This window comes from Streptomyces sp. NPDC014991, assembly GCF_043080665.1.
Classification (GTDB): domain Bacteria; phylum Actinomycetota; class Actinomycetes; order Streptomycetales; family Streptomycetaceae; genus Streptomyces.
The window spans coordinates 69,383-83,622 of the sequence record NZ_JBIBVY010000024.1; the positions used below are offsets into that span (position 1 = coordinate 69,383).

The window sequence follows — 14,240 nt, forward strand, 5'->3', positions numbered from 1 at the left end:
GTGTCCCCGTCATAGTGCACGACCTGGTGTCCCCTTGTCAGCTCGACTGTGCCCGATTCACACCGGTTCGAGCCTCCCGCCTTTCCCGCGTGACGGGATTCGCACACCCTGTTTGCCCTGTTCACGGCATTAATCACGAAGATTCATGGGGTCGGAGCGTCACACGCCCACGGCCCGGCGCACCTATACCGAGAGGGGGACCCATGTCCTCCCGGCGGCGCCGGCCGCCGCGATGCTCCGGAGCTCCGTCCCGTGGGGCGGGACGCAATCCGAAGTCCCTGCCCGCCGGGCGGGAGGGACCAGGGGTCTCGCCGCTGCTCGGAATCTGTCCACAGGCAACCTGCGCAAGGTTGCCGAGATGATCTCTTTCTCGTCCGTCCGGGTGGGCCGATGAGCGCCGTGGCGGCGTCGGCCGCCGTGCTCCCGCGCCCGCGCACGAAGTTCGCCGGTGAGACGTCGCGCCGTCGGCTGCGGGCGGTTCCGGCGCAGGCCGGTCCCGCTGTGCCGCCGAAGCTGGGCAACCCGCTCCAGCTGGGGAAGTCGATGCGGGCCCGGCTGCTCGCTGCGGTGCGTGCGCTGGTGACGTCTCCAGCGCTGGCCGGTGCGTCGGACGGCGCGCGGCTGGCGTCGGTGGTGCTGACGGCGAAGTCGAAGGTGGCCGACGACTACCAGGCGTCGATCTGGGCGGCGGAGCTCGGTCGGTGGCTGGGGGTGTCGCAGTCGACGGTCGCCCACACCGTACTGCCCGAGCTGCGCGCTGCCGGGTTCCTCGGCTCGAACGTCGCGACGAATGCCTTCGGACACGCGACGGGCCTGGAGTGCTGGGTGATCCCGATGTACCGGGCGCAGAAGGCCGGCGACCGGCGGCACCCGCTGGCGCTGTCCCGCTCGGAGCTGGCGGTGTTGCTGAGCCTGTGCGAGGTGCTGTTCGGCCCGGGGTGGGCGCCGAAGGACAAGGCGCCGGTCCCGGCCGGGCTGCTCGCCGGTCGTACGGGCCGGGGTGCTGCGACGGACCGGCTCGGGCTGCTGTTGATGGTGCTGACGACGGGTTCGGCGGGCTGGCTGCAGCTGTGTCCCGGGTCGGTGGACACCGGCCGTGGGCGTCCGGCGGCGACGGTCGGGCGGCTGCTGGGTTGCACGGCGGCGGCTGGGGCGAAGGTGCTGAAGCGGCTCCAGGAGTACGGCGTCGCGGAGGTGGTGCGCAAGGAGGCCGGCTCGGGCCTGAACGCGCAGTCGCGGGTGCGCCTGGTGCCGGTTGCCGAGGCCCACGGCGTGGCCGTGCGGGAGGCTCGCCGGGTCGCCAAGTCTCTGATTTCAGACCTCGCCGATACTACATCCGGAGATCTTGAGTCCGGCGAGACGGGCGAGGCCCTTGTGACGGCTGGGATCGAGGGCGCCGGGCAGGGCGAGATGGCCGGATCGGCAGACCTCGCCGCAACTGCACAGCACCACGCTTTCCACGCTTCTGTGGTTACTCCCGGTGGTTCTCTCGCGCTCTCTGGTGGCTTTTCCGGCGAAGGCCGTGGTGGGATCGGTGGTCAGCCGGAGCGCGCGTGCGTGCGCGAGGACCGGGCCGCTGACGGCCAGGCCGCCGTTGCCGAGTCTTCGCCGCTGGTGGCCGAGGACGGCCCGCTGCGCGGGGAAAAGCCGGAAGAGTCCCCGGTCGAAGGGCGTGATGGGCAGCGGGCTGCCGGGGCTGTGGCCGGTGACCGACTGAAGGCCGTGGGGTGGGAAAAGGCGCAGCAGCAGCGGAGGGTGGGCCTTCCGGCTGATCTTGGTCTGCGGGTAGCTCTGGGGCCGGTCGCGGGGCTGTGGGCGCGGCTGTCAGGCTGGCAGCAGGGCCAGGTGGAGGCGGCGGCGCAGGCGGAGCTGACCCGGCTGGCGGGCATGCTGGAGCGGCCGGATATGGCGCCGCGGCTGATGGCCGGCCGGTTCACCGACCGGCTGGAGGAGACCGGCGGCGAGGCCCTGGTCGACCGCCCGTTCCCGTGGCTGATGCGGCGTGGCCTGGTGCAGCGTCAGGCGTGCCCGGACCGTCGGTGTGATGACGGGATCCGGCTGGACACCGGTGGCGACTGTGCTTCGTGTGCTTCGCTGCTCGCGGATCGGCGCGCGGTACGGGCCCGGGTCCGCACCGAGATGGTGGCGGACCTGCCGGGCGCGGGTGCTGCCGAGCTGAGGGCCGCCTGCGAGCGGCGGCTGCACGAGCACACCGTGCTGGAGGCAGAGCGCACCCGGCTCCGGCACGCCCGTGTAGTCGTCGAGGTGGAGAGGCGGCGGGCGGCCGCGGCACAACGCCGGGAACGGGAAGTAGCCGCTGAGCGGGCTCGGCGGTCGGCCCCGTGTGCGGAATGCGGGCTGCCGGATGCGGCGGGACTGTGCCCGCCGTGTTCGTACGCCCGACGTACGGATCTGCTGATGCAGGAGGCTGTCAACCTGGCGGTCGCCGTGAGGGCTGACCTGGACGATGTGCAGCAGGTCGCGCAGCTCACGGCACGGTGTGAGACCGACACCCGGGCGTTGATCGCTGAGGTGTGCCGGCGCCGCGGTGGCGATGAGGTCTGGGTGGCGTACGCGGCGCAGGAGGTCGCCGAACGGGTTCGTGACGAGCGCCGGGCCGCCGCCCTGCGTCGGCTGGCCGGGAGTGACGAAGCCGTGGCGGAGGCCGACGCCGCGTACGAGGCGGCGCTGCGCCAGCGTCCGCGAGCTGTCGAGGCCGCGGAGGCCGCCGCGGACGACGCCTGCCGCCGTGCCGCGGGCTACCTGCTGCGCAGCCGGCTGGGACAGCTGCAGGTGGTGCGGGCACGGGCGGCGGCTGGCCGGGCCCACCACCAAGCCGCTTAGTGGGCTGTTGGTATGTCAGTTCCTGCCGGTAATCTGCGCGTTACTCCCGGTGGCGTGCCTGGTACACGTCGGCCGGACAGGGGCTGGAACACATCGGAGGCTGAGCGGGCGTGTCTGTTCCTTCGCCGCACGGGCCGGACGATGAGCTGGTGCCGGTGTGGGGGCGCCAGCTGACGGTGCCGTGCCCGCGCTGCACCCTGGCCACGCATCGCCACCGCACCATGGACTACGACGGCGTGAACGTCTACCGGCCGCAGGCTGGCCCTGATCCTGCCCGCGTCCGTGAGGGCGGGGAACCCGAGGCTGAGGTGGCGTGGATCGCGCTGGTGCCGGGGGACTACCCGGCCCGGCTTTTCGCTGATACCGAGGTCTACCACCTGGCCGGCGGGATCGCGTGGCCAGGCCCTCACCACCGCGACTACGGCAGTGCCAAGGTCGTCCACGATGCCTGCTGTCCCGGAGTGCACCGCGTCGAGCCCACCAGCAGCCGCGGCGCCGGCGAGTTGTGGAGGGCCATGCGGCTGCGACTGGCCCGGACACCGGAATCCAGATGACTGGCCGACTTGCCTGCCGCGGGCCAGCAAGCCCCTGCCTTCTTGGTGTTGTATGAAGGAGAACCACATGAACCATGCCCAGCTCATCGCCCTGGGACGGTCCCTCCGCGTTGCCGGAGAGCACGGGCAGCGGCTCGAAGACCAAGTCGCCGACGGCAACACCCAGGAGATCCGCCAGGACCTCGAGCGGGCCCTGGCCCTACTGGAAGACGCGGTCAGCACCTCCAAACCGACCACCCGCTGTCCCGAGCACCCGAGCGGCCCCGTCGACCCGGACGCCGCCGACCTGTGTCTGCTGTGCGAGACTCGCCGACGATCTGGTACGCGCGCACCGATTCCGCGCTCCGCCGACGGGGAGGACGATGCGTCGTCGATGCGGGTCCCTTCGACCCACAGGATCCGGGAGGAGCAGCCGCAGCCGAAGAAGCGCTGGATCCCCGAGATGTGGAACGGGCAGTCCTGGCAGATGTGCGGCACTCCCCGCCGCAGCAAGCAGGAAGCCGAGCAGTACCTGAGTCAGCAGTACCAGAGTCCGGAGGCCGCATCGGCCTACCGGTTGGTGTACGCCTTCACCGACCACGACGTCGTCCGGGTCTGGGGCACCCCGGCGCTTCGCCAGGTCGAACTTTGAACGGCCAGCAGAACCTTGACACCGAGGCACGCATCGATCTGGCGCTGCTGGCTCTGCGCCGGGCTCGCGAGGACGCCCGGCGGGGCCGCTTCAGCGAGCGCGCCCCCGCCGCGCGCCGCCCGCGTGTGCGGGGGCGGACCCCGCCGGTCCGCCTGGCACGAGCCCTGCTTGACCTCTTCGCTGTGTCCGAGGTCTCGCCGCTGCCGGCCTGGCATTCGGTGGCCGGCCCCTTCGCCAAGCACGTGGTGCCCACCGCCTTCGACTCCGAGACCGGGACGCTCACCCTGGCGGGGACCTCTGTGGCCTGGCTGACCAACACCCGGCTCCTGGCTGACCGCCTGATGCAAGGGCTCAATGACGTCCTCGGTGCGGGCACGGTGCGCCAATTCCAACTGGTGAAGAGGGACCCGTCCACACTCCTTCTGCTGCCGCCGATGCCGGACAGCCCCCGCGCGCCACAGCCGGAGCCGACAACTATGCCGTCCGACCCCGCCATCGAGGCCGCCCTGAACCGTCAGGCACGGCAACTCCCGTGCGAAAAAGCTCAGTTCGTCCTCGCGGGAGTGAACGGGAGCGAAAGCGTGATCATGCGGGCCGGGCCGCGGCTACGCTGACCTGATGCCGCGTCCTGCGGCCGGCGGGGCCTGGGAAAAGGGCATGGGGGAGGGGACCCGGGGTGACCAGCGACGACAACGACGCCGTACTGCACCATCCGCACGATCTTGAAGCGGAGAAGGGGGTGCTGAGGGCAATGCTGCTGTCCCAGGACGCGATCGCCGACATCGTCGACACCCTCCACGGGCACGACTTCTACCGGCCCGCCCACGAACTGATCTTCACGACGATCCTCGACCTGTACGGACAGGCAGAGACCACCGACCCGCTCGCCGTAGCCGCCCGGCTCACCCAGCAGGGTCACCTCGAAAAGGCTGGCGGCTCCGCCTATATCACCGCCCTCGTCAACGGGCCTTCCTCTGCCCGGAGCTGGCAGATCAACGCCGACCGCGTACAGAACGCGGCCATGCTGCGCCGCACCAAGATCGCCGCAATCCACATCGAAAACCTGGCCTCCGACGCCGACCCGGACGCCGTCGACCGCATCGCCGACCAGGCACAGGCGGAGATCTTCACCGCCACCACCCGGCGCCCCCTGCTCCCACCAGCAAGCCCGCTCGGCGACGTCATAGAAGACACCCTCGACTGGATCGAGGCGACCGGCAGCCGCAACGCACCCCTGCCCGGCGTCCCCACCGGCTTCACCGACCTGGACTCCCTCACCGGCGGGCTCCACCCCGGCCAACTCATTGTCATCGCCGCCCGCCCCGCCATGGGTAAATCCACCCTCGCCCTCGACTTCATCCGCAGCGCCAGCATCAAACACGCCATGCCCAGCGCCGTGTTCTCCCTCGAAGCCGACCGCAACGAGATCGGCATGCGCCTGCTGTCCGCGGAAGCCCGCGTCGCACTGCACCACATGCGCTCTGGCACCATGACTGACGAGGACTGGACCCGCCTCGCCCGACGGATGCCCGACGTCAGCGCCGCCCCGATCTACATCCAGGACGGCGCCTACTCCAACGTCCACGACCTGCGCGCCCACTGCCGCTACCTGCGGGGCCGCGCAGGCGTACAGCTCATCGTCGTCGACGCCGTTCACCTGCTCACCTACGGCACCAGGCCCCTCGGCTCCCGCTACGAGGAGATCTCCGAGATCGCCCGCTGCCTCAAACTCCTGGCCAAGGAGCTCCGTCTGCCGATCGTCGCGATCTCCACCCTCAACCGCAGCCCCGAGCAGCGCACCGATAAGAAGCCGATGATTAACGACCTTCGGGACTCCGGCGCCCTCGAGGACAATGCCGACGTTGTGATCCTGCTGCACCGCGAGGACGCCTACGAGAAGGACTCGCCCCGCGCCGGTGAGGCCGACTTCATCGTCGCCAAGCATCGTCACGGACCTACCGCGACCATCACCGTCGCCTTTCAAGGCCACTACTCCCGCTTCGTCGACATGGCCCAGACGTAGCCCTGACCTCCGCTGCCCGACCGTCAGGCGACCGGCTGGCCGACGGCAGGGAAGTCAGCTGTCGAACTCAAGCCTCAGAGGGGTCAGCCGGTTCAGCTTCGCCGCGTGGTCAGCCGAGTCGGCCAAGCTCCAGAGTGCGCGGGAGACCCGGCTGAGGAATTCCACAACGTGGTCGGGCGAAGGTGTCCTGCTTGGTGCTGGCGCGGAAGGTGGTGCTCTAAGCTTCCTAGGATGGCGCTACCTCTTCCGAGGCATGATGGCCGGCGACGGCCATCGCCCCGCGGGCACGCCACTGCGCGCCGCCCGGGACGAAGCCGGCGTCCTGCCCGGCGTATGGAAAGGCCGGGGCCTGGCCGCGCTCCGCCTCAAAGACGGGGACGAAGGGACCGGGCGGCAGGCCGAACTCCTCCTGGAAAATTAGGATCTCTCCTCGCGGACGAGCCAGGAGCGGACCCTGTCCTCGCCATCAGCCCGGTTCGGGGTCGTCTGGACCAGGAACGATTCACCGCCCGGTACCGCGGTGATCTTCCTTACGCTCTCCCCATGGAATGTACGCAGAAAGGTGACATGCTCGCCGTTGACGTCCCAGATTGTGAGACGCCCTCTTGGCGTGACGGCGGCAAAGAATCTACCCAAATCGGATGCTGCCACTTCACCGATGCCACCCCCGGGTTCAGTGGTGATCGTCTTCTCCGCCCGCGATCCGCGTTTCAGGTCGATCGCCACCATGTGTCCATCGGCCGTACCGAAGACCGCAAACCGGCCGCTGGGGCTGAGAGATACGGCCGCCGGGGCACATTCACAGGTTACCGACTGACTGGCGTGCTCGGTGTCGGCGACATGTCGGATATCAATTCCTTCGAACTTGGCTGCCACGATTCGGTGGTCCGTAGTGATGGACCAGTCGTCGTACTCGGAACTCGGCACTCCTCCGCTGTATTCTTGGTACAGGCGTACGCTGCCGGTGCGCAGGTTCACGAGTGTGAGCTCGAATTCTCCATAAACGAAGAAACGCCCAGACCGATCAAGCGAACCGGGGACGCGATAGCGGCTGACCACATAGGAGGGGTTCAGGGGGTCGCGAAGAGTGAAGTCGGTCTTTTTTCCTCCGCGTACCGACATCACTCGAACCAGTCCGGCGTCGGAGATGATAGCCACCACCCTACCGTCACCGGACATCCGAAGGTGCGTGATCCTGCCAGGCATAGTGGTCAGGAGGGTCGGCGCGGAGCGTGTACTCGTGTCGACTGCGTAAACCTTCCCGGTGGGCGTGCCTACGACGAACAGTTTGTCACTGGCTGCAGCGACATCCGTGATCCGTCCCCCGTTGATAGCCGACAGCTCACTCAGTCGAACCTGCACCCTTGGTGGTCGCTCCTGTCCATCGGCGTGATGCCTTGTCCCGCCCCGCTGCAGCAGGGCGACACCGGCTCCCAGCATGATGGCGAAAAGTAAGACAAACGGAACGACAAACCTTCCGCAAACTGACTTAGAGTTCGTCACCGGCTTCACCGAACCTTACTCGCCGCAGTCGGAGGTTCAATGAACGGGCCACCTGCGGCCAGCCTTCGGCTCCTATCAAAACCGTCGTCCGGATACCATGCGTCACTGTAGTTCCACGACCACCCGAGGGACTCGGGGGCGGGAGCGGTAATGAAAGGCTTCCCGTAATTGTCGACGCGAACGGTGGCTTTCTTGCCCTGGGAGACTACGTCAAGTTCCAGGTACCACGTATAGCGAGCCTTCTTCGCGGTGGCCGTCACCAAGAACGTTTCTATGTCACCCTTGTTTACTGTGAAACCGAACAAGCGCCCCTTGGCCTGGTACCGAGCGCGAGGCACCGCCTGATCAAGGTCGATGGTGATGGGTCGGAGGTTCGCGGCTCCCGCAGACGGGCAGCTCAACCCAACCGAGGGAGTGGGCTTCTCCCGCTTCAGGAGGATGACCCGCATGTTATTTATCTGAACCTGCTGCGATGCGGCTCCCTGAACTGCGACCTGCAGCTTACTGTCGCCCGCGTCCACCCCACCTATGCTTATCAGCCAGTCGTGGAAAGCCTGGCACCCCGTCCCTGGGCCGCGGGTCGATCGCGTGCCCACCGGGACGACTCCCATCATCGCTTTGTCCTCGAATGCACCGACCAGCGCTGGATTCGTTTCAACGGAAACGGTCACAAGCGGTTCGTCGCTCTGGGTGAGGGACTCCGCTTTCGTCGTTAAGTACGTGACGGCCCAGGAGACCAAACCGAGGACCACCGTGGTGACTATCAACCCCGGTAAGGTCAGTACTAGCTCTCGCCATCGTTTCGCGCTCTCAGAGGTTGCGTCTCGGTCGGGTGAGGGAGTCTGCTCACCATCGTCTTCGCCCCCCGTGGTATCGCCGCCTGCAGGACTTGCACCGATTACTCCGTTGTCCGGTAACGAGTCTTCACTTGCGTTCGGCACCAATACCTCCAATTCACTGCCATCTACTATGAGCGTGGTGATTATATGGCCGCCCCTTGCTGCCGTCAGGATTTCCGCCCAAGTGGACCGCGTTCGATCAGGCGCATCCCGGACATAGTCGCCGACCGGAAGCCACACGCACAGGCAGCGCTGTCAACTTGCGCTTTCTGACGGCGCGGTCCATGCCGGTGCTGGTGAGGAACCAGCCGAGGACGATCGAGGCCTGGCCGCGCCAGCCGGTTGTCCGCGCCCGAGTCCCCAGGTTGGCGGGCATGCTGGAGCGTCCGGAGATGGCGCTACGACTGATAGCCGGCCGGTTCACCGACCGGCTGGAGGAGACCGGCGGCGAGGCCCTGGTCGACCGCCCGTTCCCGTGGCTGATGCGGCGTGGCCTGGTACAGCGTCAGGCGTGCCCGGACCGCCGGTGCGATGACGGGATCCGGCTGGACACGGGGGCTGAGTGCGAGAACTGCGGCAACGTGGTGCACATCCGGCGGGCCCGGCGGGCGAAGATCGCGGCGGAGGTCGACCGGGAGCTGCCCAGCCTGGCCGAGAGCGAGCGCCACGGGGTCCTCGAGGAGCGGCTGCGGGAGCAGGCGGCCATCGAGGCGGAGGACTTCGTGCGGCGGCGGGAGCAGGCCCGCGCGGAGCAGGCCCGCCGTGATGCGGCCCGTGCGGCTGCCCAGGAGCGGGCGGAGCGCGAGCAGCAGGCCGCGGCCGCCGCCGACGCGGTACTTCAGGCTCTGCCGTGCGAGGACTGCGGGCTTCAGCGGTCGGCCGGCCTGTGCGAGGCGTGCGGTTTTAGGCGCCGGACCGAGGCGGCGATCGTGGAGACCGGGCTCATCGCCGCGACCTGGTCGGCCGACCTGGACGACGTCGCCGCCGTCGCCGCCGTCGCCGCCCACGTCCGGGCATCGCTGGAGGCCGACATCGAGCGGGCCCGGCAGGATTTCCTGGAGCTCATGGAGCCGGGCGCGCTGGACGCGGACCCGGTCCTGGCAGCGTCCGCGCTCGCCTTTACCGCGCTCCAGGCCGTGAAGCAGGCCCTGCCGGTGCGCCTCAGAGATCTTGGACGGCGCGCAGGGCCTGGTCGACGCGGGCCATGACGGCGGAGTCGACGGGGCCGAGGAGTTTGGCGCCGTCGAACCGGCTGGTCCGTAGCTGGACAATGTTGACCGCGACGGCGGTGCACGGGATCGGGGTGTCGATCACCACCGACATGGCGGTGTCGGGGAACCGGCCGCTGTCGTGCAGCACGATGACCAGGACGGCGCCGTAGGCCTCTTCCAGGCCGGTCAGGCTGATGATCAGGACTTGGCGGCCGTCGGGCAGCGTCCAGACCTCACCGCGCTTCACAGGGTGTCGCCCTCGCCCGCCAGGTCGTCGCCGAGGCCGAGTGCGGCGAGCTGCTGCGCGGCGTCCAGGGTCGCGGCCCGGCGCGCGGCGCGCACCACGTACGCGTTGACGCTGAGGCCGGCCTTGGCGGCAGCCGCCCTGATCGAGGGCGCGAGGTCATCGGGCACGCGCAGGGTCATCGTGGTGACAGACATGGTGGCAAGGATAGCCACCACATGCTGGTGTCGTAAGCAGAAGCGCGTGCATCGACTGGCCAGCGAGGGCGATCAGGCAGCGGTCCGAGCCCAGCAGGCCGTTCGCTCCCGAGGGCGGCGGGCGGCCGCATGAACGGACCGCTCGACCTCCGCACGACTGTCTTGCTGCTCGCCGGCTCCACCCTCGCCCGGACCCACCAGCACACCCCGCGGCCAAAGCCACGAACACAGGAATGGGCAGTCCATGACAGCCACCCATCTTGCTAGCCCCCTCATGACGGCAGCCTGGTCACCCCATGACAGCCAAGATCACAACTCACACCAGGGAGAGACCAGGCGCAACCACCCGATCCCCGCTGACGACCAACCAGTGCCACCAGGAGACCCTTCACAACGTGAGCACCGAGCAGTACAACGCCGACGTGTACCGCCAGAAGCCGGCCTGCACTGTCGGAGCAGGTAGGACAGCTCCGTCCGGACGGTGTCCATCGCCTGCTCAGCCTCTCGCGCTGGGACGAGAAAGCAGTCCGAGACGACATCCGTGCCTTCGGCGTGCAGACCATCGGCAGCCCCTGCGCGAGTTCGACCAGCCCTCCTGGAATGGGCGGCCCGTGGCGTATGTACACCACCCCAGGGGGGCGCCGCTCCAACGATCCCTTCCGGCCCAATGCGGAAGCACAAGGCCGAAGGGATCAAGCTATGCCTTGTCGAGGAAGAACTTTTCGTCGCTGCCGCCGTTGGCGTTGTACTGGCAGTTCACCGTTCCGCCGGGGCCGGTGGCGGCGGTGACCCCGCTGCCGGTCACCATGCGCAGGAAGATGTTCGTGAAGGTCGCCGACTCGAAGGAGAACGAACCGTCGGGCTGGGCGCGCGCACGGAACTTCTCGTAGGGGCCAATGAAGGACTGGCAGTTGACCGTACCCCCGCCGCTCATGTTGGTGGGGACCCCGGTCCCGTCCATGCGCAGGAACACGCTGGGGAAGGCCACCGACTCGAACGCGTACGAGCCGTCGACCTGCGGCCGGATCTTGAACGTTGTCCAGGCGCCGGTGCCGTACTGACAGTTGACCTTACCGCTGCCGGGATCGCTGGGGGCGGTCACGCCAGTCCCGTCCATACGCAGGTAGACCTTCGGGTAGTGCGCCGACTGGATCGTGATCGGAGTGTCTCCGAGCTTCACGAGGTCGGCTTCCGATAAAGCCATGTTGGCCGTTCCTTCCGTCTGGAGTTATCGCGGACGAGATGGATGAGCGCCGTCGTCGGCAGATTTCGCGGCGCTGATGTGATGGCGAGGGCGGAGGGACATTTCCGTCAGAAATACCGCGTCGCAGCGGGGAGCCTTTGGGCGAACCGAAAGGCCCTACCGGGTCCGTGATCGGCTTCCCGTGGCCGCGAAGGGAAAAGTCCGCCAAAGCGCGGGATAGCATGGAATACAGCAGTTACACATGCTTTTTGCCCCCTTTTTCCCGCATTAGCAGGCCCCGATACGGACTGTATGGGAGCGGGCACGCTCTGTCTACCCCGCCCTTCGGAGGGGTAGGCCCTTGGTACTGGTGGGCTCGCGTATTCAACTGTCGCGAGTTGCCGGTGATGCTGAGCGTGGTGAGTGACTTTCCGTGATCCCCAGAGGGTTGTCCCGCTGCTCCTGCGTCAGCTCGTGGTACCGCTGTAGTTCCGAATCGCGAAGAGCCTGATCGTCTTGCCGTGCTCGGGTTCGGCGATGTCGGCCAGTTGGCCGGGAAGCCAGCGCTGGAAGGAACAGAGGTGCTTGTCGACCGCAGGCAGGACTCCGCATGCCATGAGGAGTTCTTCCAGGTGAGAGGCCGCCCGCCAGGGCTGGAGTTCGTCGCAAGGCCATGCAGCTGGCTCTGGACCGAGCCCGTGAGGTACGGGGCCTGGGCGCCGGCGCAGTCGACGCCGGGCGGATCCCAGCCGCGCGGATGACCGGGCTGGCCCGCTACAGGCTGACTTCAAAGGCACCGACGCTCAAGCGCCTGGAGGTCGCCCGACAGACCGCCACCCTGCTGGCGACCGTGCGGCACCTAGATGTTGCGGGGCGGAAGGTTGCTGACGCTGCCGGTGAGGTTTCAGGTCGTGGGGTCCCAAAGTCCTTCGGCCTTGCCGCGGGCGAGGTGGTCGGCGTAGACGCCGACCTTCCAGGTGATGACGGACCGGCACTCCTCCAGTGCCTGGATCTGTGCGTCGACGCGCCGCCGGTGGGCTTCTAGAAGCTGCAGGCGTTCCGCCTCGTTTCCCGGACCGTGCCGCACCAGCTCGGCGAACTGCTTGAGGTCGGCCAGCGGCATCCCGGATTCCCGTAGCTTGACGCAGATCAGCAGCCAGTCGACGTCGAACGCGCTGTACCGTCGCCGGCCTCCGGAGGTTCGCTGGACCGGTCCGACGAGCAGTCCCTCGCGCTCGTAGAAGCGCAGCGCGTGGACGCTGAGTCCGGTCTGCTCGGCCACGTCGCCGATGCTCAGTGGCGTTGCAGGAGTCCCGGTGTCAGCCATGCGTCGCAGTCTAGGACTTGATCTAGACCTCGCTCTAGATCGTAGCTTCGACGGCATGACCAGCATTGATCAACAGCCGCTCGGCTCGCCCTTCTCCGCCACCAGCACTGCCGAGGACGTCACCGCGGGCCTCGACCTGTCCGGCACGAACGCCGTGGTGACCGGGGGCTACTCCGGGCTCGGCCTGGAAACCACCTGTACCCTCGCGGCCGCCGGAGCCCGCGTCATCGTTCCGGCGCGCCGGCCTGACATCGCGCGGGCAGCACTCGCGAATGTGAAGGGCTGCGAGGTCATCCCCATGGATTTGACCGACCTCGCCAGCGTGCGGGCCGCCGCCGCACACATCCGCGAGTACCTGGCCAGGCTCGATCTGCTCATGGCCGTCGCCGGAGTCATGGCCACCCCCGAACGGCGCATGGGACCCGGCTGGGAGGGCCAGCTCGCCGCCAACCACTTCGGGCACTTCGCCCTCGCCTGCGAGCTCTACCCGCTCCTGGCCGCCGCCGACGGTGCACGCGTCGTGGTCAACAGCTCCGCCGGCCACACCCTGACCGACATCCGCTGGCACGACCCGCACTTCCGCACCGGCTACGACAAATGGCTGGCCTACGGCCAGGCCAAGACCGCCAACGCCCTCTTCGCCGTACACCTCGACACGCTCGGGCGCGGCGACGGCGTCCGGGCCTTCTCACTTCATCCAGGCAAGATCATCACCGGGCTGCAGCGGGAAATGGCACTCCAAGAACAGATCGACCGCGGGTGGGTGGACGAGCACCGCAACGTGATCGCCACCGACTTCAAGACCCCCTCCCAGGGCGCCGCCACCGGCCTGTGGGCCGCCACATCCCCTCTCCTCGCCGACTGCGGCGGCCTCTACCTGGAGGACTGCGACATCGCCGGCATCTCCGCCCCCGAAGCGCCCATGGACGACGGCGGCGTCCGCGCCTACGCCATCGACCCCGATGCAGCCGCACGGCTGTGGGACCTGTCCATCGCCGCGACCGGCACCGCCCCGATCATCCGATGACGCCGCCACACCGCAACGCACCACTGACCATCGAAGGCCGGCGTCGCCTCGTCGAACGCTGCCGCGCCCGCCCGATCGCGCACGTCGCCGCTGAGATGGGCATCTCTCGGGCGTGCGCCTCGAAGTGGGTCAACCGGTGGCGCCGTCATGGTGACCTCGGTCTGCTCGACCGTCCGTCGACCCCACACCACATCCCGCGTGCGACCCCGGCATGGGTCATCGAGAAGATCGAATCCTGGCGACGCCAGAAGAAGTGGTCCGCGCAGCGGATCACCCACGAGCTGGCCGAGCTTGGCTGCCCGGTGGGCAGCGTGACTATCCCGACGAAGCCCTGGAGCGGGTCCAGCTCATCCAGGACCTCTTCGCGGCCGGCCTCTCCAGCCGGACCGTCATCGAACTCCTGCCGTGCGTGAGCACCGGCGTCGCAACCCCCGCCATGCTCGACCAACTCATCATCGAAGGCGACCGCATCACCGCACGCATCCAGGACCTGACCCGGGCCAAGACCAAACTCGACCGCGTGATCGAGAATGTGACCGCGGCGAACGTGGCGCAGGACTGATCAACCCGTCGCGAGGGGTGGGGCCCCGACCTGTCCGGCATCTACCCGGCACTGGCTGGCTACGGGAAGCCCCAGGCGTATCCGGAGGCCGTCGA

General features: G+C 68.3%; 15 protein-coding genes and 1 pseudogene. 9 read left to right on the plus strand and 7 right to left on the minus strand.

Annotation, left to right across the window (positions count from 1 at the left end; genetic code table 11):
• Positions 1-390 precede the first annotated feature (390 nt).
• The 5 genes from ACF1BE_RS29630 (at position 391) to dnaB (ending at position 6,052) form a co-directional block, all read left to right on the plus strand.
• A complete protein-coding gene (locus ACF1BE_RS29630) occupies positions 391-2,844 on the plus strand; it encodes a hypothetical protein (protein ID WP_392202072.1) in 2,454 nt (817 codons plus the stop codon).
• Between the two features lie 110 nt (positions 2,845-2,954).
• Entirely contained in the window at positions 2,955-3,398 is a 444-nt protein-coding gene (locus tag ACF1BE_RS29635; RefSeq protein WP_392202073.1) for a hypothetical protein, read from the plus strand.
• Positions 3,399-3,465: 67 nt separating this feature from the next.
• Positions 3,466-4,029, plus strand: a complete 564-nt coding sequence (locus ACF1BE_RS29640; RefSeq protein ID WP_392202074.1) for a hypothetical protein — start codon at positions 3,466-3,468, stop codon at positions 4,027-4,029.
• On the plus strand, positions 4,026-4,643 hold the full coding sequence (locus ACF1BE_RS29645) for a DciA family protein (protein ID WP_392202075.1): 618 nt from the start codon (positions 4,026-4,028) through the stop codon (positions 4,641-4,643). Before ACF1BE_RS29640 ends, ACF1BE_RS29645 begins: the two co-directional genes overlap by 4 nt.
• Before the next feature lie 14 nt (positions 4,644-4,657).
• The gene (gene dnaB, locus ACF1BE_RS29650) at positions 4,658-6,052 is read left to right on the plus strand and encodes a replicative DNA helicase (RefSeq protein ID WP_392202105.1); all 1,395 of its coding nucleotides are present in this window, start codon (positions 4,658-4,660) and stop codon (positions 6,050-6,052) included.
• A gap of 417 nt (positions 6,053-6,469) precedes the next feature.
• Here dnaB and ACF1BE_RS29655 read toward each other — a convergent pair whose 3' ends face one another.
• Positions 6,470-7,210, minus strand: coding sequence for a hypothetical protein (locus ACF1BE_RS29655; protein ID WP_392202076.1), 741 nt, complete (start codon positions 7,208-7,210; stop codon positions 6,470-6,472).
• A 350-nt stretch (positions 7,211-7,560) separates the two neighbouring features.
• Positions 7,561-8,322, minus strand: coding sequence for a hypothetical protein (locus tag ACF1BE_RS29660; RefSeq protein WP_392202077.1), 762 nt, complete (start codon positions 8,320-8,322; stop codon positions 7,561-7,563).
• A gap of 446 nt (positions 8,323-8,768) precedes the next feature.
• Between ACF1BE_RS29660 and ACF1BE_RS29665 the strand changes: the two genes are divergently transcribed.
• Complete coding sequence (locus ACF1BE_RS29665) at positions 8,769-9,602, plus strand: hypothetical protein (protein WP_392202078.1); 834 nt, start codon at positions 8,769-8,771, stop codon at positions 9,600-9,602.
• Here ACF1BE_RS29665 and ACF1BE_RS29670 read toward each other — a convergent pair.
• The 5 genes from ACF1BE_RS29670 to ACF1BE_RS29690 form a co-directional block, all read right to left on the minus strand.
• Positions 9,556-9,852, minus strand: coding sequence for a hypothetical protein (locus tag ACF1BE_RS29670; RefSeq protein WP_392202079.1), 297 nt, complete (start codon positions 9,850-9,852; stop codon positions 9,556-9,558). The genes ACF1BE_RS29665 and ACF1BE_RS29670 overlap by 47 nt on opposite strands.
• The gene (locus tag ACF1BE_RS29675) at positions 9,849-10,046 is read right to left on the minus strand and encodes a toxin-antitoxin system HicB family antitoxin (RefSeq protein ID WP_392202080.1); all 198 of its coding nucleotides are present in this window, start codon (positions 10,044-10,046) and stop codon (positions 9,849-9,851) included. The genes ACF1BE_RS29670 and ACF1BE_RS29675 overlap by 4 nt, the downstream gene beginning before the upstream one ends.
• Positions 10,047-10,743: 697 nt before the next feature.
• Positions 10,744-11,250, minus strand: a complete 507-nt coding sequence (locus tag ACF1BE_RS29680) for a hypothetical protein (RefSeq protein WP_392202081.1) — start codon at positions 11,248-11,250, stop codon at positions 10,744-10,746.
• A 446-nt stretch (positions 11,251-11,696) separates the two neighbouring features.
• Positions 11,697-11,846 carry a hypothetical protein gene (locus ACF1BE_RS29685; RefSeq protein WP_392202082.1) on the minus strand — a complete coding sequence of 50 codons (150 nt, stop codon included), beginning with the start codon at positions 11,844-11,846 and terminating at the stop codon, positions 11,697-11,699.
• A 287-nt stretch (positions 11,847-12,133) separates the two neighbouring features.
• A complete protein-coding gene (locus tag ACF1BE_RS29690) occupies positions 12,134-12,556 on the minus strand; it encodes a MerR family transcriptional regulator (RefSeq protein WP_392202083.1) in 423 nt (140 codons plus the stop codon).
• A gap of 55 nt (positions 12,557-12,611) precedes the next feature.
• On the opposite strand from ACF1BE_RS29690, the gene ACF1BE_RS29695 reads away from it, so the two are divergent.
• The 3 genes and pseudogenes from ACF1BE_RS29695 to ACF1BE_RS29705 all read left to right on the plus strand — a co-directional run bounded on the left by ACF1BE_RS29695 (position 12,612) and on the right by ACF1BE_RS29705 (position 14,145).
• Positions 12,612-13,583, plus strand: coding sequence for an SDR family NAD(P)-dependent oxidoreductase (locus ACF1BE_RS29695; RefSeq protein ID WP_392202084.1), 972 nt, complete (start codon positions 12,612-12,614; stop codon positions 13,581-13,583).
• Positions 13,580-13,903 (plus strand): annotated as a pseudogene (locus ACF1BE_RS29700) (helix-turn-helix domain-containing protein); the annotation flags it as partial. The gene ACF1BE_RS29695 and the pseudogene ACF1BE_RS29700, both read left to right, overlap by 4 nt.
• Positions 13,795-14,145 carry a MerR family transcriptional regulator gene (locus ACF1BE_RS29705; protein WP_392202085.1) on the plus strand — a complete coding sequence of 117 codons (351 nt, stop codon included), beginning with the start codon at positions 13,795-13,797 and terminating at the stop codon, positions 14,143-14,145. The pseudogene ACF1BE_RS29700 and the gene ACF1BE_RS29705, both read left to right, overlap by 109 nt.
• The last annotated feature ends 95 nt before the right edge of the window (positions 14,146-14,240 follow it).

What these genes read in the sequence shown, in the direction of transcription:
- ACF1BE_RS29630 (WP_392202072.1), top strand. Translation starts at nt 391, where the DNA reads ATGAGCGCCGTGGCGGCGTCGGCCGCCGTGCTCCCGCGCCCGCGCACG.
- ACF1BE_RS29640 (WP_392202074.1), top strand. Translation starts at nt 3,466, where the DNA reads ATGAACCATGCCCAGCTCATCGCCCTGGGACGGTCCCTCCGCGTTGCC.
- ACF1BE_RS29665 (WP_392202078.1), top strand. Translation starts at nt 8,769, where the DNA reads ATGCTGGAGCGTCCGGAGATGGCGCTACGACTGATAGCCGGCCGGTTC.
- ACF1BE_RS29675 (WP_392202080.1), bottom strand. Translation starts at nt 10,046, where the DNA reads ATGTCTGTCACCACGATGACCCTGCGCGTGCCCGATGACCTCGCGCCC.
- ACF1BE_RS29680 (WP_392202081.1), bottom strand. Translation starts at nt 11,250, where the DNA reads ATGGCTTTATCGGAAGCCGACCTCGTGAAGCTCGGAGACACTCCGATC.
- ACF1BE_RS29685 (WP_392202082.1), bottom strand. Translation starts at nt 11,846, where the DNA reads ATGGCATGCGGAGTCCTGCCTGCGGTCGACAAGCACCTCTGTTCCTTC.
- ACF1BE_RS29690 (WP_392202083.1), bottom strand. Translation starts at nt 12,556, where the DNA reads ATGGCTGACACCGGGACTCCTGCAACGCCACTGAGCATCGGCGACGTG.
- ACF1BE_RS29695 (WP_392202084.1), top strand. Translation starts at nt 12,612, where the DNA reads ATGACCAGCATTGATCAACAGCCGCTCGGCTCGCCCTTCTCCGCCACC.
- ACF1BE_RS29705 (WP_392202085.1), top strand. Translation starts at nt 13,795, where the DNA reads ATGGGTCATCGAGAAGATCGAATCCTGGCGACGCCAGAAGAAGTGGTC.